Raw genomic sequence first — 16,932 nt, forward strand, 5'->3', positions numbered from 1 at the left:
TAAAACCGGGATTAGCTGCGCTGATCCCTGGTTCCCGTACAGGGGGCCGGACAAGCATGGGAATCCCCAGATCGGCCTTCGCCGATCTGGCTTCCTTCACCCCTCGCCTGCTTTCAAAAGCAAGCTTTTGACGTAGTCTCGGGGCGAAGGAACCCGCGCATGCTGCGCGGGATTCCCTTTTGAGCAGAGAGGAAGGGATTCGAACCCTCGATGCACTTTTGGTGCATACACACTTTCCAGGCGTGCGCCTTCGACCACTCGGCCACCTCTCTAAATATCCCGAAAAACAGGGTGGCCAAGAAACGAAAAAAATAGGATTATAGAAAATTTTAGGGGAAGAATTTAGGACATTTCCCCCCGGAGGGAGGTTTCAAAAATAGTTTTGAACGACCTGGGGGAAACCCCGCTTCCCAAAAGATACATCAGTTTGGTAAGGGCCGCCTCGGTGGTAATGTCCCTGCCGTCAATCAGGCCCATTTCCACAAGGGCGGCACTGGTCTCGTACTGGCCCATAAGCACGCTGCCCCCCGGGCACTGGGTTACATTGACGATCGGCAGCCCACGTTCAGCGGCTTCCCTGAGGGCACTGATAAACCAGGGGTCCGTAGGGGCGTTTCCGGCCCCATACGTTTCCAGGACCAGGGCTTTGAGGTTGGGGCTTTGGAGGAGGTTACCGACCCAGTCCGGGTGCATGCCCGGGAAGAGCCGAAGCAGGCCGATACGGTTATCGAGTTGCGTATGCACCTGCATAGGGGTCCGCTTTCCATGCTTCCAAAGATATTCCTCATGGATGCGCAAATGCACCCCTGAGCTGGCCAGGACGGGGTAATTGGGGGAGCCAAAAGCCTCGAATTGTTCGGCACTCATTTTGGTCGTCCGGTTTCCCCGGTAGAGCTTGCTTTCAAAAAAGAGGCAAACCTCCTGCACCACGGGCCGTCCTCCTTCCTGCAAGGCAGCAATCTGAATGGACGTGATCAGGTTTTCCTTGGCATCGGTGCGCAGGTCGCCAATAGGCAATTGGGAGCCCGTAAAAATGACGGGCTTGGCCAGGTTTTCCAGCATGAAGCTCAGGGCGGAGGCGGAATAGCTCATGGTATCGCTCCCATGGAGCACGACGAAGCCGTCATATTCCCCGTAATGCGTCCCGATGAGGCCCGCCAGGACCCTCCAGTGGGAGAGGTTCATGTCAGACGAATCGATAGGCTTCTGGAACGATACCGAATGGATGGTACAACCCAGGTGGTAGAGTTCAGGGATCTTTTCGACCAGCTTCTCGAAGTCGAAGGCTTTCAGGTGTCCGGAAACATAGTCCCGCTCCATCCCAATCGTTCCCCCGGTGTAGATCAGCAGGATTTGTGGTGTCTTTTTTTTCAAGGTCTTGTCGTTTTAACATCCAACGGGGCCATGCCTAGCACCCAAAAACCTGCCTGGAATTCCCGGTGGTGATCCTGGCGATCTCCGCTTCGGGAAGCCCGTAGAGTTCCGCCACTTTATGCAGTACTTCCTTAAGGTAGGCACTTTCATTCCGCTTGCCGCGAAAAGGTACCGGGGCCAGGTACGGGGCATCCGTTTCCAGGACAATATGTTCGAGGGGGATCTGGTGGAGGAACCGGTCGATTTTTCCGTTCTTGTATGTGACCACCCCGCCGATGCCCAGTTTCATATTGAAGGAGATGGCCCTGTGCGCCTGCTCCAGGGTACCTGTAAAACAATGGAAAATCCCCCGCAGGCCGGGGTGGGATTCCGCTTCGAGCACCCCAAATATTTCGTCAAAGGCCTCCCGACAATGGATCACTATGGGCAGGTCGTGTGCCCCCGCCATCCGGATTTGCCGGGCAAAGGCGTCCTCCTGTTCCTGCAGGCGGGAGGTGTCCCAGTACAGGTCGATCCCAATTTCCCCGACGGCCACGTAGCCCCCTGCGGCCAACTCGGCCTCCACTACCGACAGTTCGGCCTCATACCCGTCCCCTACATGGGTGGGGTGCAGCCCGCACATCAGGAAGGCCTCCCCCGGGAACTCCTCCCTGAATCGTTTCATGGCGGGCAGATAGGTGGAATCGATGGCAGGAAGGAAAAAACGGCCTACCCCCGAATCCCGGGCCCGCTGCATCATTTCGTGGCGGTCTTCCGCGAAAGACTCAAGGTACAAATGGGCATGGGTGTCCGTTAACAGCATGGCGCAAAAATAGGATTATCTTTACCAAAAAACGGCAATGGCCTCCCTTAAAAAGTTCCTGAAGGAAAGCGGGTTTGTTTCGGTGAAAATGAAGCGGACCCCCACAGGCCATCTGGAGATCAGCGCAACCCTGAACGGTGTTAAAGGCCGTTTTATTCTGGATACCGGGGCCTCCAATACCTGTGTGAGCCTCGATCGGGCGGAAAAATTCGGCCTGGTCTCAGAGGCTTCAGAAGTAAAGGCAGCCGGGGCCGGGGCGGTGGATATGGAGGCGCGCGTTTCCGGGCATAACTCGCTTCAACTGGGGCGGTGGAAAAAATCGCGCCTGCAGGTGGTGCTCTTCGATATGAGCCATGTAAACCACGCCCTGACCTCCCAGGAATCGGGGGAAGTGGATGGCATTATTGGCGCAGACATCCTGAAAAAGGGAAAAGCCGTGATCGACTACCGGAAATACCGGCTCTACCTCAAATAAGAAACCCCCTCCCGGCTTGCCAGAAGGCGGGCCGGGAGGGGGCAAAAATGCCCCAGTCCAACCTCAGAGTTCCAGGGCCCTTTTCAGGTCCCCCCCCATCAGGTGCTCTACCGGGTTTTCGATCCCTTCCTTCACCGCGACCAGGAAGCCCACGGATTCCCTGCCGTCAATGATGCGGTGGTCGTAGGATAGGGCCACGTACATAATCGGCGCAATGGCTATGGTTCCGTCCTTCACCACCGGACGGTCCACAATGTTGTGCATCCCCAGGATCCCGCTTTGGGGCGGGTTGATGATGGGGGTCGACAGCATGGAGCCAAAAACCCCCCCATTGGAAATGGTAAAAGTGCCGCCTGTCATTTCGTCCACGGTAATCTGGCCGTCCCTGGCGCGGATAGCCAGGCGCTTTACCTCGGCTTCGATGCCGCGGAAACTCAGGCCCTCTGCATTGCGGATCACGGGGACCATCAGTCCTTTGGGACCGGAAACGGCTATGCTGATATCGCAGAAATCATAGGAAATCATCTCCTTCCCGTCGATCATGGAATTGACGGCCGGATACGCCTGCAGGGCGCGGATGACCGCCTTGGTGAAGAATGACATAAACCCGAGGCTTACCCCGTGCTTGTCCTTGAAGGCATCTTTGTACTGGGCGCGGATTTCGTAAACGGCCGACATGTCCACTTCATTGAACGTGGTGAGCATCGCAGTTTCGTTTTTGGCGGAAACCAGCCTTTCGGCCACCTTGCGGCGAAGCATGGAAAGCTTGGTTCGCGTCTCGCCCCTGGAGCCACCTCCCGGGGTACCCATAGAGTGGGTTGCATTGGCGGCATCTTCCCGGGTAATCCTGCCGCCCCTACCACTACCGCTGATTTCGGCAGGGGAAATCCCCTTTTCGTCGAGGATTTTCCGGGCAGCCGGGGAAGGGGTCCCGCTGGCGTACGTTTCCCTGGCCTGGGCGGGCTTTGTTTCCTTCGCTTCAGGCTCAGGCTCCGATGCCGGAGGCGGGGCCGCCTTGCTCCCCGATGCGGGTTCCTCCTTGCCGGCCTCTTCCGGTTTCGAGGCCCCGGTATCGATGAGGCAGACCACCTGGCCCACGGCAACGGCGTCGCCTTCTGCCGCTTTCAGGGTGATGACGCCACTGGCTTCCGCCGGCAGCTCCAGGGTAGCCTTGTCCGAATCTACTTCGGCAATGGCCTGGTCCTTCTCCACATAATCGCCGTCGCTAACCAGCCACTGGGCGATCTCAACCTCTGTTATGGATTCCCCGGGAGAGGGAACTTTCATTTCTAAAATCATGCAATGCAGTATTTAGTGGTTCATTCGATATGCTCAATAAAATCCTCTTTTACCGGGAGGTACGATTCCCTGGGTTCCCCATTGGCCAGCAAGCGGTGGAAATACAACCTGGCACCTGTGGCCTTATGGAAATCCCGGGTATTTTGTAGCTGCAGGTGCAAATGGGGCTCAGTACTGTTGCCGGAATTCCCGCACCGGGCCAAAACCTCGCCCCGGGAAACCCGCGCCCCCTTGCCGACCTTTAGGGAACCTTCTTGCAGGTGGGCCATCAGGATATATTCCCCTGAGGGGGTTTCCAGCACCAGGGTATTCCCGGTGAGGTGTATGGGGTTTGTTTCACCCGGGACATTGTCCGGGACCCCGTCAATGGCCAAAACGACCGTGGCATCACAAGGGGCGAGGATGGGCTCCCCAAAGGCAAAATAGCTTTCATTTTTCAGGGGGTCCCCGGTATGCGAAGCCCCGTTGGCCACCTTTATAAGGTCATAGGCGTACTGCTGGTTCTTGTTGGCCATATGGTAATTCCGGGCCTCGGTTTCCCCTCCCCAGAATACAAACCATTCCCCGTCGAAGGGAAGGCGCATGGGGGTGGTATTGCGTTCCAGCACCTGCGCGGCTTGCTCCTGCCTTTCCTGATGCGGGGTAAAATAGAGCCCGTTGATGCGATCCGTCCCATCGAGGGAAATCAAAATATCCAGGACACCACTGGCAAATGTGGTCTTATAGACATGGGCCGGGCCCTGCCGCCTGTAGAATTCCATGGTCAGGATATCGCCCATTGTCCCCCGGATCTGCTGCCCCAAAACAGCCCGCGTCTGTTCCAGGGGAAGGCTTTCCCTCATCACCTGGTCGTAGCGATCGAATACCGCCTGGTAGTCTTCATTATTGAATGCCGTCATGAATTCCACGGCCACAGCGCTGTACCGGGGTTCCTCTTCCTGTCCGATAACCGGATGGATGAACAGTAGCAGGAAAAGGATCACTAACGGTTTCATGGGACGTGTTATGACCGGATTCTAAGGTTCTGGTTGTCCTTTGTTTTATCAAAGACGTAGTCGATTACCTGCTGGTGCCGCATCCTCGACCTGACGGCGCTACCGGCTGCCGGGGAGGCGTAAAACCGCCGGGAGGCCACCCGGAATCGGCGGGCTTCGGGGTAATGCATCAGCAAATGGCTCCAGGCGCCCATGTTCCTGGGCTCCTCCTGTGCCCAAACCAGGTCGTCCGCCTTTTTGTACTTCCCGAGGATGGCGTCCATCTGGTCGGTGGGAAGGGGAAAAAGCTGTTCGACCCGTACCAGGGCCACATCCATACGCTGTTGCTCCTCGCGGGCCTGCAGCAGGTCATAGTAAAACTTGCCGGTACAGAATACCAGGGTACGGACCGAGGCAGGTTTTACCATGTCGTCATCAATGACTTCCCGGAAACTGCCGTCGGCGAGGTCCTCCACCGTGGAGACGCATTTCGGGTGGCGCAACAGGCTTTTCGGGGTGAACACCACCAGGGGCTTCCGGAAATTTACCAGCATCTGCCGCCGGAGCAAATGAAACAGGTTGGCCGGGGTGGTCACATCGGCCACGAACATATTGTCCGTGGCACAGAGTTGCAGGAACCGCTCCATCCTCGCCGAGGAGTGCTCTGCTCCCTGGCCCTCGTATCCGTGGGGGAGGAACAGCACCAGGCCGTTCTGCAGCTTCCATTTATCCTCGGCCGCCGAGAGGTACTGGTCGATCATGATCTGGGCCCCGTTGCAGAAATCCCCAAACTGGGCCTCCCAGATGGTCAGGGTATTCGGGCTGGCCATGGCATAGCCGTAATCAAACCCCATCACCCCGTATTCCGATAGCAGGGAGTTGTAGATCTGGAAGCGTCCCTGGGTTTCAGAAATATGGTTGAGCAGCATGACTTCCTCTTCGCTTTCCTCCACTTTCATCACGGCGTGGCGGTGGGAAAAGGTCCCCCGCTCCACATCCTGCCCCGACATGCGGACCCCGAAGCCGGCTTCCAGCAAAGTCCCGTAGGCCAGGAGCTCGCCCATGGCCCAGTCCAGGCTGTTGGTCTCAAAAAACATTTTGTTGCGGTCCGCCACAAGACGCTCCACCTTCCGAAGGAATTTCTTCCCTTTGGGCAGCTGGGTGATCACCCGGGCAATTTGCTCCAGTTTTTCACGGGGCACCCGGGTATCCACGCGGGCCATCATTTCCTTTTCCTGGGCATGCCGGAACCCGCTCCACTCATCTTCCATAAAAGGTTTTATGACGGTCTTTTCTTCCTTCCGGCTTACCTCCAGTTCTTCTTCAAGGCTCGATTTGTACTTCGCTTCCAGGGCATCCACATACTCCTGGTCGATGATCCCCTCCGCCATGAGTTTTTCGGCATAGATGTCGCGCGGGTTCTTATGGCTGGCGATAATCTTGTAGAGCTTGGGCTGGGTAAACCGCGGTTCATCCCCCTCGTTGTGCCCGTATTTTCTGTAGCCCAGAAGGTCAAGGAATACATCGCTCTGATAGCGCATCCGGTACTCCAGGGCAAAAAGGGCTGCGTGTACCACGGCCTCTGCATCGTCGGCATTTACGTGGAGGACCGGGCTCAGGGTCACCTTTCCCACGTCGGTGCAATAGGTGGACGTCCGGCCGTCGAGGTAATTCGTGGTAAAGCCGATCTGGTTATTGACCACCATGTGGATGGTCCCGCCGGTGCGATACCCGTCCAGGTTGGCCATCTGCACGACTTCATAGACCACCCCCTGGCCGGCAATTGCGGCATCCCCATGCACCAGGATGGGCAGCACCCTGGAGAAATCATCGGGGAAGTGCATGTCCTGTTTGGCCCGGGTAATTCCCTGTACCACCGGGTCCACCGCCTCCAGGTGGGAGGGGTTGGGGGCAATATTCATGTTGATCAACTTTCCGGAAGCCGTCTGGCGGTCAGAGGTCCAACCCAGGTGGTACTTTACGTCCCCGTCAAAGACTTCCTGCTCGTAGTCCTTCCCGTCGAATTCGCTGAAAATATCGCGGGCCGATTTCCCAAAGATGTTGGTCAGCACGTTGAGGCGGCCGCGGTGGGCCATCCCCATCACAAACTGGCGCACCCCCAGCTCCGCTGCGCGCTCCAGGAGGATTTCCAGGGCCGGGATCAGGGATTCGTTCCCTTCCAGGGAGAACCGCTTCTGCCCGACGTATTTAGTGTGGAGGAACGCCTCAAAAGAGACGGCCTCATTGAGTTTATGCAGGATGAGTTTCTTGCGCTCCGGGCTGAAATCGGGATGGTTATCGTTGACATTGAGCCACTGCTGGATCCATTCCACCCGTTCAGGGTTCCGGATATACATATATTCCACCCCTATGGCATCGCAATAAATATGCTGGAGGTGGTTCACGATTTTCCTTAAGGTGGAAGGACCGATCCCAAGGATCTGGCCAGCGCTGAAGACGGAATCCATGTCGGACGCGTCCAGGCCGAAATTTTCGATATCCAGGGTAGGCGAGTACTGCCGGCGCTCCCGCACCGGGTTGGTGCGCGTAAACAGGTGCCCGCGACTGCGATAGCCATCGATAAGCCGGATCACCTGGAATTCCTTCTGCATGGATTCCGGCATCGCCGCCGGGGCTCCCCCTAAAGGTTTAACCACCCCCTGCTCCACATCGATGTCCAACTCCCCCAGGGCGCTTTCCATCCCGAAATCAAAACCCTGAAAAAAGGCCCTCCAGCTCGGTTCCACACTATCGGGGTGCGCCAGGTACTGGTCGTATAGATCTGAAAAAAAAGCGGTGTGAGCCGCGTTTAAAAAGGAATACTTTTCCATTAAATGTCGTACTTTGGCACTACAAGTTAAACGGATCAAAAATACAACATTTAAGCTGTATTCCGGTGTATTGGATGGAAATCATGTAAATAGGCTTCATAACTTCAAAGTTACATGAAACGGGGCTCTGGTGAGTGGTCTTAGGTTGAACTTTAAGAATGAATCGAAATGAAAAATAAACTCTACTTGCTCGTTTTCCTTATAAGTGTTGGAGCTTTGCACGCCCAAACCGACGGTGATAAGAATCCTGTCCTAACGGAAAGGTTTTCGGCGAGAGCGGCTTTCTTTGTTCCCGACAGAACCGTAAGGGTGGGTGCAGAAGGCGAAATAACGCCTGAAAATTCCGAACAAATAGACTTTGGTCAAACCTTTGACCTGGGAGGAACCGAAAATACGCTCAACCTGGATTTTACCTGGAGGTTTTCAAAATCCGGGTTATGGTCGGTACGGGGGCAGTATTTCAGGGTCAATGCATCCAAAGAAGCCACTTTGGAACGGGAAATTGAATGGGAGGATGTCACCTATCAGGCGGGTGCTTCGGTCAAAGCAGGGTACGGGCTTTCCCTGTACAGGGTCTTCTTCGGGAGGGCGATAAGTACGGGCCCCAGGCATGAATTGGGAGGAGGCCTGGGCATTCACGGACTTAATACGAGTGCCTTTATAGAAGGTGAGGCCTTTATTGGTGATGCTTCAGCCGGATTCAGGAGGGAAAGCGTGAGCGTATTCCTTCCCCTCCCGAATATTGGGGTTTGGTACCTCTGGGCGCCCACCACGAAATGGTCGTTTTCAGCGACAATTGACTGGTTTGGCATAAAGGTAGGCGACTATTCCGGAGGGTTGTGGAACCTCAGTCCCGGGGTTAATTTCCAGGCTTTTAAGAACATAGGCTTTAGCGTGAACTATCATTATTTGAATTACTACGCCAATGTCACCCAGGAGAAATGGAATGGTAGTTTCGATATGACCTTCCAGGGTCCTTCATTTGGGGTAACGGCCAACTTCTAGGGCATGGGCAATTCTCTGTCGAAACCTGGAACCGGGATCACGTCTGATTTGAAGCTCAAATTTTTTCAGGTTCGGCTTAAATGGGTGTGGATCCTCCTTTTTGGCTGCTGTTGTTCGGCAGCCATGGCCCAATCCCCCAACTTCTGGTCCCATGTGCGCTACGGAGGGGGCTTAGGGCTTTCTTTTGGCAGAGAGTCTGTGCAAATTGGCGTGGCCCCGACCGCCATTTACCAGGCCAACGAATACGTGGCCTTCGGCCTTGGCCTGAATTATACCTATTCCAAGTTTTTCGACACCCGGCTAAACGCTTTCGGGGGCAGTGCGATCGGACTGGTAAACCCCATACCCGCCCTGCAGGTCTCTGGCGAATTTGAACAGCTCCGCGTGAACCAGGACTTCGGCTTTGCCAGTGAATCCTACTGGCTGCCCGCCCTGTACTTCGGCCTGGGGTATACCTCGGGGCCGGTCACTTTTGGTGTCCGCTTCGATGTCTTGCACGACCGCGACCGGAGCCTGTATGCGGATCCCTGGGTGCCCTTTGTGAGGGTATTTTTCTAATCCGGCGACGATCCGAAACGACTCCTCAGGGAGACCTTTTGCCATTCCCGCCGGAGCAGCATCCATGCCACCTCCGTGGCGGCTTCAACAGGATCTGTTGCAGACAGGGAACGGAATTCACGCTCCGGCACATCTGCCGCATACATCAGGTTCAGGTACTGGTCAAACCGCTCCATCTGCAGCAGGTATAAACTTTCGCGAAGTCCCTGCAGGAGTTCCCCGGGGGATACCGGTTCCCGTCCCTCGCCCACGGGCAGAAAAAAATGCAGGTTCGCCCGCTCATAGTCCTTTTTCAATTGGAGCAATAATGCCTGGTAGAGCCCTCGCTCCCGGACCTCCAGGAGCCACCCGGGGGTGTTGTCTGACGGAGTTTCCATAGGGGGTGGAGTGGTATTTACAGTGAATGCATCCCGTTTAAGCCAATGCCAGGTCGCTGCAAACGGCCCTTTTAAGGCGCTGCGCAAAGATGACCCGGGGGCCTTCTGCAGCTGGCTTATGCCTTTCTTTTTTGTATTTCCTGTTCCCAGGTCCATGCTGAACGCATGGCGTCGTCCAAAGAAGACTCCGCCTTCCAGCCCAGCGTTTCATTGGCTTTGGTAGTATCTGCCCAGGCCTGGATGACATCCCCGGCCCTACGGTCAACGACTTTGTAGTTCAGAGGAACCCCGCTGACCCGTTCAAAGCTCTCAATGACTTCCATAACCGAACTTCCTTTCCCGGTCCCCACGTTAAAGACCTCGTAATTCCCCTGGTTCTTCCCGGCCATCAGCCGTTGCAAGGCCACCACGTGTGCCCGGGCCAGGTCCACCACGTGGATGTAATCGCGGATGCAGGTACCATCAGGGGTGGGGTAATCGTTTCCAAAGACCGAGAGCTGTTCGCGCATCCCCATTGCGGTCTGGGTGATAAAGGGGACCAAATTCTGGGGGACCCCCAGGGGCAACTCCCCGATAGCAGCGGACGGATGCGCCCCAATCGGGTTAAAATACCGTAGGGAAATGGCCTGCAGGCCAGGGCGTACCCTGCAGGTATCGCGGATGATCTCCTCCCCTATCTGCTTGGTGTTTCCGTAAGGGGATTCGGCAGGTTTCACCGGGGCTTCTTCCGTGATAGGCATGGTATCGGCCTGCCCGTACACCGTGCAGGACGAACTGAAGATAAAATGGGCCTTGTCCTGTTTCTCCAGTTCCTGGAGCAGGTAAATCAGGGACGCCAGGTTGTTTTCATAATACAACAGGGGTTCCTCCACACTTTCCCCTACGGCCTTGGAGGCCGCAAAATGGATCACCCCGGCAAGATCTCCATACTTCCCAAAGAATTCCCGGACCTTCCCCTTCTCCCTGAGGTCGAATTTCTCGAAGTGGGGGCGTATGCCCGTGATCGCTTCAATGCCATGGAGCACAGTTTCAGAGGCATTCGAACAATTGTCTATGATCACTACTTCATAGCCCGCCTGTTGAAGGGCTACAGCCGTGTGGGATCCTATAAAACCCAGGCCTCCAGTTACCAGTATCTTCATGATGGTTTTTTACTTGTGTTCAGGGATATGGCATTCCGGGCGTTCCCCGGCCCTGTCCTATCAACGGTCCATGAACCCCAATATTGCCCCGGTGATGTAATCCAGTTGCTCCTCATCGAGTTCCGTATGCATCGGAAGGGAGATCACTTCTTTACAAAGCTGGTTGGTCACCCCGAAATCGGCCTCCCGGTAACGGGGGTCGGCATAGGCCTTCTGCAGGTGGAGCGGGATGGGATAGTAAATCCCGAAAGGGATCCCTGAGGCCGCAAGGTGGTCGGCCAGGGCATCGCGCCTTCCACCCCCAACCTTCAACGTGTACTGGTGGAACACATGGCAGTCACAGGTCGGGCAAATCCCCTCGCAGCCACGCATGGTTTTGGGGATCGTCAGTAGGGGGTGGCCCCCGAAGGCCCCGTTATAATACCGGGCTGCCTGCCTCCTTTTTTCGCAATAGCGGTCAAGGTGAGGCAACTTTGCCCTTAGGACCGCAGCCTGGAGGGAATCGAGACGGGAATTTACCCCCACCACATCGTGGTGGTAGCGCTCGTACATCCCGTGGTTGACGATGCCGCGAAGGGTATGGGCCAGCTCATCGTCATTCGTGAAAAGTGCCCCCCCGTCGCCGTAACACCCCAGGTTTTTGGAGGGAAAGAAGGAAGTTGCCCCCACATGTCCAAGGGTTCCGGCCTTCTGCACCCGGCCATCGGAAAACTGGTAGTTGGCCCCGATCGCCTGGGCGTTGTCTTCAATAACGTATAACCCATGCTCCTCAGCAATTCGGAGGATTTCCTCCATGGGGGCACACTGCCCGAATAAATGCACGGGCACTATAGCCCTGGTTTTTGGGGTTATGGCTTTTTTGATTGCCTCCGGGTCGATATTGAAGGTTTCCGGGTCCACATCCACCAGCACCGGGGTAAGCTGCAGCAGGGCAATGACTTCCACAGTGGCCGCAAAAGTGAAATCCGCGGTAATTACCTCGTCCCCGGGTTTCAGGCCCAGGCCCATCATGGCGATTTGCAGGGCATCAGTCCCGTTGGCACAGGGGATGACGTGCTTTACCCCGAGGTACTGTTCCAGGTCCTTCTGGAAGGCTGCCACCTCCGGGCCGTTAATAAAGGAAGCTGAATCGAGTATCCTTGAAAAAGACTCCTGGATCTGGGGTTTGATCTCCTGGTATTGTTGCACCAGGTCCACCATCTGAATTTTGCGCATCTGCGGGGATTTCTTCCCACAAACTTACAAAAATAGGGGATGGCCGACAATGGAATTACCCAAAGAAGCGTAATTTAGCGCCAAACCCGAGGCGCGTGTTTTTTCTCTACCATTTGGCGGTTCTCCTCAGTTGGTTTTCCCTTCACCTGGCAGCCCTGCTCAACCCGAAGATCCGCTCTTTCGTAAAGGGCAGGAAAGACCTGGTTCCCTACCTTAAAAGGGAACGGGACCCCCAAAAACCGCTTATTTGGATGCACACCGCTTCCCTTGGCGAGTTCGAACAGGGCGCCCCGGTGCTGGAAGCCCTGGGCCGGAGCTATCCGGGCCACCAATTGCTGGTGACTTTTTTTTCCCCTTCCGGGTATGAAGTAAAAAAAGGCCGCACCGGCAATACCCTTGTAGCCTATCTGCCCATGGATACCCCTGGCCAGGTAAAGGCTTTTCTTGACCTGGCCCAGCCGTCCATCGCCCTGTTCGTGAAATACGAGGTCTGGCCCGAACTCTTCAGGAAGCTCCGGCAGCAGGGTACCCCGACCTTCATGCTCTCGGCGATCTTCCGCCCGCACCAGGCCTACTTCAAGTGGTACGGGGGGCTGCTTCGCAAAGCCCTCGCGGGGGTGGAACACTTTTTCGTACAGGACGAAAGGTCTTCCCAAATGCTCGCCGACCTTGGGATAGAACGCGTAACCGTGAGCGGCGATACCCGGTTCGACCGGGTTGGGGAGCTCCTGGAAACCGTTGCCCCGCTTCCTTTCATGGAGGCCTTTACCAGGGGCCGTACCTGCCTGGTGGCAGGGAGTACCTGGCCAGAGGACCACGACCTGCTTCTGCCCTTTATAAACAAGAGTCCCGCAACCCGCTGCTTTGTAATCGCCCCGCACAAGACCGATGCAAAAACCATAGAGGCCATAGAGAAGGGCCTCGACAGGCCCTCCGTCCGGTATTCCCTCATGGAACCGGGGAGCCTGGAAAAGGCCTCCATCCTGATCGTAGACACGATCGGACTACTGACCCGGATATACCGTTATGCCGACCTCGCCTACGTGGGGGGCGGCCTGGCCACCGGGTTGCACAACACCCTGGAGCCTGCCGTCTACGGGATTCCCGTGCTTATCGGGCCCGCATATGAAGGATTTCGGGAAGCTTCTGAACTGGTGGCTGCTGGTGGGATTGCGGTAGTCCACACCCCGGGGGATTTCGACCAGCAATGCGGGGCACTGATGGAAGGCCCGGAAAAACGAACCCGCATGGGCGACATCAACCACCACTATGTACAGGCAAACAAAGGAGCCAGCCGGATGATCGTTAAGGGCCTGCAGCCGTACCTGGAAGGAAACGGCGGTTTTCTTTGAGTTTTTTTGACTAGATTTAGCGGTAGCTTCAGCCCCTTTGCCCCATGAACACAAAGATTCTCCGCATTTCGTTAATTGCTGCCCTGGCGGGTTTCCTTTTTGGTTTCGACACAGTGGTCATCAGCGGGGCAGAAAAGAAACTCCAGGCCCTCTGGGATACCTCCGATGCCTTCCACGGGACGGTTGTCATCGGGATGGCCCTTTTTGGAACGGTCATCGGGGCCATTTTCGGGGGTATCCCCACCAACCGCCTGGGCCGAAAGCAAACGCTGTTCTGGATCGGGGTCCTCTATACCCTTTCCGCCGTGGGGTCGGCCTTTGCCAATGACCCGGTAACATTCGGGGTCTTCCGCTTTTTGGGGGGGCTGGGGATCGGCGCCTCCACCGTGGCAGCGCCCACCTACATTTCCGAAATCGCCCCGGCGCGCCACCGCGGACGCCTTGTGGGGCTGTACCAGTTCAATATCGTTTTCGGGATCCTGGTTGCCTTTTTTTCGAACTACCTCCTCAACGGGATCAGCGAAAACGACTGGCGCTGGATGGTCGGGGTGGAGGCGTTCCCTGCCCTTGTTTATACGGTGTTTTCACTGGGAATCCCGAAAAGTCCCCGGTGGTTGCTGACTCGGGGCCGGGAAAGGGAAGCCGGGGAGGTCCTGGACCGTCTCGGGTCCGACCTGGGGGTGGCCCGCCTGCTCGAAGACATGGAGGTATCGCGCTCTACAGAGGGAAGGCAGGAGCATATCTTTATGAAAAAATACCGCTTTCCGCTGGTCCTCGCCTTCCTGATCGCCCTCTTCAACCAATTCTCAGGAATTAATGCCTTCCTGTATTTTGCCCCACGTATTTTCGAAGAAGCGGGGCTGGGAGAAAACACCGCCCTGCTCAGCAGTATCGGGATAGGGTTTACCAACCTCGTTTTCACCCTGCTCGGGATCTACCTCATCGACCGCCTGGGCAGGCGGCAATTAATGTACATGGGTTCTTTTGGCTACATCCTTTCCCTGGGGCTGGTAGCTGCGGCATTCCTGTTGGACTGGACCGGGATTATGGTTCCGGTCTTCCTATTCCTGTTCATCGCGGCCCATGCGATCGGGCAGGGGACGGTGATCTGGGTCTTTATCTCAGAGGTCTTTCCAAACCACCTCAGGGGGTCGGGGCAATCCTTCGGGACCTCCGTGCACTGGATACTCGCCTGGCTGATCCCCTCCTCTATCCCGGTACTTTTCAGTTGGGTGGGGCCAGGGCCCGTTTTTGCCTTCTTTGCCCTGATGATGGTCTTCCAGTTGCTGTTTGTCCACTATATGATGCCGGAAACCAAAGGGGTTTCTCTGGAGGAGTTGGGCCGAACCCTCGCCCGGGGAAGCAAATCTTAGGCTTTCCCCTGTTTGAAAACCACAACAACACATTGGTTGGTCAGCCAAACAGAAAAATATGCTTAACCCTTTTTCAATTTACCGATGGTGGCTTTTATCCCTACCTTGATCGAAATCCGGATCAATTTTCAATACTGTTGCCCTGGTTTTTAGTATCTTGTAGGGAAATCACTTGAAAATGGAAAAACAGCTAACCTTCGGAACCCGTCTGCTCAACGGATTCCTGAGTGTAATGGTCTTTGTCCTGATCCTGATCCTGGGAGCCGTCCTGGTTACCCTGGTCCTGGCCTTGTTTGGAGTGGTGTGAAACCTGAAGCAGGTCCTGTAATGGCAATTTCATAGTATCTTATAGCCCCGTTTGGGCGTGTAAGGAACGATACCAAGTCCTCCTGAAAAGGGGGACTTTGTCTTTTTCCGGGGTACGGAAACCCTTTTTTGCAGCGGCCCGGCTTCATTTGCCTTCTAATTGGCCTCCCCTGGGGCCCGCCAGTCATGCGCCGCCTTCCGCAGCCGGTCCATTACTGCAATCCCTATCCCTTCTTCCGGCACGGGTTCTGCTACTATGCCCGCCACATCGGCATCCTCGAAATAGTGCATAGCCCCAAAAATACGCGTGGCATAGCCTTTCAGGTCCCCATCAGGGGAAAGCGTCAGCACCTCCCGGAAATGGCCGGGGACCTCACCCCTGAAGCTGATATAGCCCATGCGGGATGGGTCTATTTGTCCCAGTAAGGCCGGGGTGAACAAATAAAACGGCTTTGAGGGGCTGTAGTGCGACGCCAGCATGCCAGGGGCTTCGGGGCTTCCCGTCACAGGGGCCCGGGATGACTCCGGGATGACCTGCATCAAGGCCTCCCGGGTGACTGCACCCGGCCGCAGGATCTGGAAGCCATCGGGCTTCAGGCTGATGATCGTAGATTCGATGCCCACCCGGGTTTTTCCGCCATCCAGGATGCAATCCACTTCCGGCAGGTGCTTTTTTACATGCGAGGCCTCTGTGGGACTGATCTTTCCGAATTTATTGGCGCTTGGGGCCGCAATGGGGCATCCGGCCCTGCGGATCAGTTCCAGGGCCATGGGGTGGTCGGGCATGCGTACGCCCACCGTGGGGAGACCGGAAGTGACGATGTCCGGCACTTTTTCCGATTTCGGGAGCACCAGGGTGAGGGGGCCTGGCCAGAATGCCTCCGCCAATTGGGCGATCCGGGGATCGCGGGATGGGGTAAGGTCATAAAGCTGGTCCATGTCGGCGATATGGACGATAAGCGGGTCGAAGGAAGGGCGCTGCTTGATCTCAAAGATCCGGGCCGCTGCCATTGGGTCCAGGGCATTGGCCCCAAGGCCATAGACTGTTTCCGTGGGCAGGGCCACAACCCCACCTCCCCGAATGACTTCCGCCGCCTGATCCAACCCGCACATGAGGTTTCTTTTGCGCAAAAATACGGCAATCCTCCCTAAAGAGGCATTCAAAAAACAGCAGCTTTTCCGGGGGCACCCCATGGCCGACCTGTGGGGAATCCCCCCGGGTCAATCCGGTGACCCCGGCGCGGACGACAGGTTACGGGACCATAGTGCAAAGAATACAAACCCTATGGCGGTAGCCGTCAGGTGAAAGAGGTTTCCGAAGAAAAACGTCCGCATCAGGGATTGGCCGGGGTTTGTCAGGAAGGGGACCAACCCCAGGGCCAGGGTGACCGCCACCCACATGAGCAGCAGCAGGGCCAGGCAGGTGCCCGCGGTCCTTTTCCATTCCGGGTGCGACTTCGCCCAGCGGATGGGCAGCAACAGGAACGGGCTGTAGGCATAGATAATCCCGGAAGCCCCGTTGATCCAGATACAACACACCTGTTGTGCCAGGGCGTAGCCGCCCCAGGCTGCCAGGCTGAGCAGCAGGAACCTGCCCGAACCCAGCAGGCGCTCAACCCGTCGGCCAGCGGTCAGCAGCAGGAATACATTGACGGCCAGGTGTCCGAGGATGGCCAGGGGCATACCCCTCGCCCCGTGCTGGAACGCCAGGGTAAAATCCTGAAACCAGTATTCGTGGGGGAGTTCCCCGGAAAACAGGTCAAAAACCCCGGGAAAGAATGCGCTGGGCACGCTCACCCCAAGGCAAAGCAGCAGGAAGATGTTGGTTACCGGGGTAGGCTTTTTCATC

At 56.4% G+C, this 16,932-nt stretch carries 16 protein-coding genes and 1 tRNA gene; 6 read left to right on the forward strand and 11 right to left on the reverse strand.

What is annotated here, in order from left to right; genetic code table 11:
* Positions 1-184: 184 nt before the first annotated feature.
* From NG653_RS08615 to NG653_RS08625, 3 genes are all read right to left on the reverse strand, one after another.
* Positions 185-272 (reverse strand) — tRNA-Ser (locus NG653_RS08615).
* A 70-nt stretch (positions 273-342) separates the two neighbouring features.
* A complete protein-coding gene (locus tag NG653_RS08620; protein WP_252741294.1) occupies positions 343-1,374 on the reverse strand; it encodes an asparaginase in 1,032 nt (343 codons plus the stop codon).
* A 34-nt stretch (positions 1,375-1,408) separates the two neighbouring features.
* Positions 1,409-2,176, reverse strand: a complete 768-nt coding sequence (locus tag NG653_RS08625; RefSeq protein ID WP_252741295.1) for a TatD family hydrolase — start codon at positions 2,174-2,176, stop codon at positions 1,409-1,411.
* 37 nt (positions 2,177-2,213) lie between these two features.
* Here NG653_RS08625 and NG653_RS08630 point away from each other — a divergent pair, with 37 nt between their 5' ends.
* A complete protein-coding gene (locus NG653_RS08630) occupies positions 2,214-2,651 on the forward strand; it encodes a retropepsin-like aspartic protease (protein WP_252741296.1) in 438 nt (145 codons plus the stop codon).
* 63 nt (positions 2,652-2,714) lie between these two features.
* On the opposite strand, the gene odhB is transcribed toward NG653_RS08630, so the two are convergent.
* From odhB to NG653_RS08645, 3 genes are read right to left on the reverse strand one after another with little or no spacing between them, the layout of a single operon-like run.
* Positions 2,715-3,950: a 2-oxoglutarate dehydrogenase complex dihydrolipoyllysine-residue succinyltransferase gene (gene odhB / locus NG653_RS08635; RefSeq protein ID WP_252741297.1), complete on the reverse strand. Its 1,236-nt coding sequence runs from the start codon at positions 3,948-3,950 to the stop codon at positions 2,715-2,717.
* Positions 3,951-3,970: 20 nt separating this feature from the next.
* Positions 3,971-4,945: a M23 family metallopeptidase gene (locus NG653_RS08640; protein WP_252741298.1), complete on the reverse strand. Its 975-nt coding sequence runs from the start codon at positions 4,943-4,945 to the stop codon at positions 3,971-3,973.
* An 8-nt stretch (positions 4,946-4,953) separates the two neighbouring features.
* Positions 4,954-7,755, reverse strand: a complete 2,802-nt coding sequence (locus tag NG653_RS08645; protein ID WP_252741299.1) for a 2-oxoglutarate dehydrogenase E1 component — start codon at positions 7,753-7,755, stop codon at positions 4,954-4,956.
* 309 nt (positions 7,756-8,064) lie between these two features.
* Between NG653_RS08645 and NG653_RS08650 the strand changes: the two genes are divergently transcribed.
* Entirely contained in the window at positions 8,065-8,760 is a 696-nt protein-coding gene (locus tag NG653_RS08650) for a hypothetical protein (protein ID WP_252741300.1), read from the forward strand.
* A gap of 48 nt (positions 8,761-8,808) precedes the next feature.
* Positions 8,809-9,318: an alpha-ketoglutarate decarboxylase gene (locus NG653_RS08655; RefSeq protein WP_252741301.1), complete on the forward strand. Its 510-nt coding sequence runs from the start codon at positions 8,809-8,811 to the stop codon at positions 9,316-9,318.
* Here the strand turns inward: NG653_RS08655 and NG653_RS08660 are convergent.
* The 3 genes from NG653_RS08660 to NG653_RS08670 form a co-directional block, all read right to left on the reverse strand.
* Positions 9,315-9,695 (reverse strand): hypothetical protein, encoded by a 381-nt coding sequence (locus NG653_RS08660; RefSeq protein ID WP_252741302.1) that lies wholly within the window; start codon positions 9,693-9,695, stop codon positions 9,315-9,317. The genes NG653_RS08655 and NG653_RS08660 overlap by 4 nt on opposite strands.
* 116 nt (positions 9,696-9,811) lie before the next feature.
* On the reverse strand, positions 9,812-10,837 hold the full coding sequence (gene galE / locus NG653_RS08665) for a UDP-glucose 4-epimerase GalE (RefSeq protein ID WP_252741303.1): 1,026 nt from the start codon (positions 10,835-10,837) through the stop codon (positions 9,812-9,814).
* A gap of 60 nt (positions 10,838-10,897) precedes the next feature.
* Positions 10,898-12,052: a DegT/DnrJ/EryC1/StrS family aminotransferase gene (locus NG653_RS08670; protein WP_252741304.1), complete on the reverse strand. Its 1,155-nt coding sequence runs from the start codon at positions 12,050-12,052 to the stop codon at positions 10,898-10,900.
* A 95-nt stretch (positions 12,053-12,147) separates the two neighbouring features.
* Between NG653_RS08670 and NG653_RS08675 the strand changes: the two genes are divergently transcribed.
* The 3 genes from NG653_RS08675 (at position 12,148) to NG653_RS14755 (ending at position 15,084) form a co-directional block, all read left to right on the forward strand.
* Positions 12,148-13,404 carry a 3-deoxy-D-manno-octulosonic acid transferase gene (locus tag NG653_RS08675; protein ID WP_252741305.1) on the forward strand — a complete coding sequence of 419 codons (1,257 nt, stop codon included), beginning with the start codon at positions 12,148-12,150 and terminating at the stop codon, positions 13,402-13,404.
* Positions 13,405-13,448: 44 nt separating this feature from the next.
* On the forward strand, positions 13,449-14,777 hold the full coding sequence (locus tag NG653_RS08680) for a sugar porter family MFS transporter (protein WP_252741306.1): 1,329 nt from the start codon (positions 13,449-13,451) through the stop codon (positions 14,775-14,777).
* A gap of 178 nt (positions 14,778-14,955) precedes the next feature.
* On the forward strand, positions 14,956-15,084 hold the full coding sequence (locus NG653_RS14755) for a hypothetical protein (protein WP_256470451.1): 129 nt from the start codon (positions 14,956-14,958) through the stop codon (positions 15,082-15,084).
* A gap of 155 nt (positions 15,085-15,239) precedes the next feature.
* Here the strand turns inward: NG653_RS14755 and NG653_RS08685 are convergent, their stop codons facing one another.
* Positions 15,240-16,196 carry an L-threonylcarbamoyladenylate synthase gene (locus tag NG653_RS08685; RefSeq protein ID WP_252741307.1) on the reverse strand — a complete coding sequence of 319 codons (957 nt, stop codon included), beginning with the start codon at positions 16,194-16,196 and terminating at the stop codon, positions 15,240-15,242.
* Positions 16,197-16,304: 108 nt separating this feature from the next.
* Positions 16,305-16,931 carry a rhomboid family intramembrane serine protease gene (locus NG653_RS08690; RefSeq protein WP_252741308.1) on the reverse strand — a complete coding sequence of 209 codons (627 nt, stop codon included), beginning with the start codon at positions 16,929-16,931 and terminating at the stop codon, positions 16,305-16,307.
* Position 16,932: the final 1 nt, after the last annotated feature.

This window comes from Robiginitalea marina, assembly GCF_024006985.1.
Lineage (GTDB): Bacteria > Bacteroidota > Bacteroidia > Flavobacteriales > Flavobacteriaceae > Robiginitalea > Robiginitalea marina.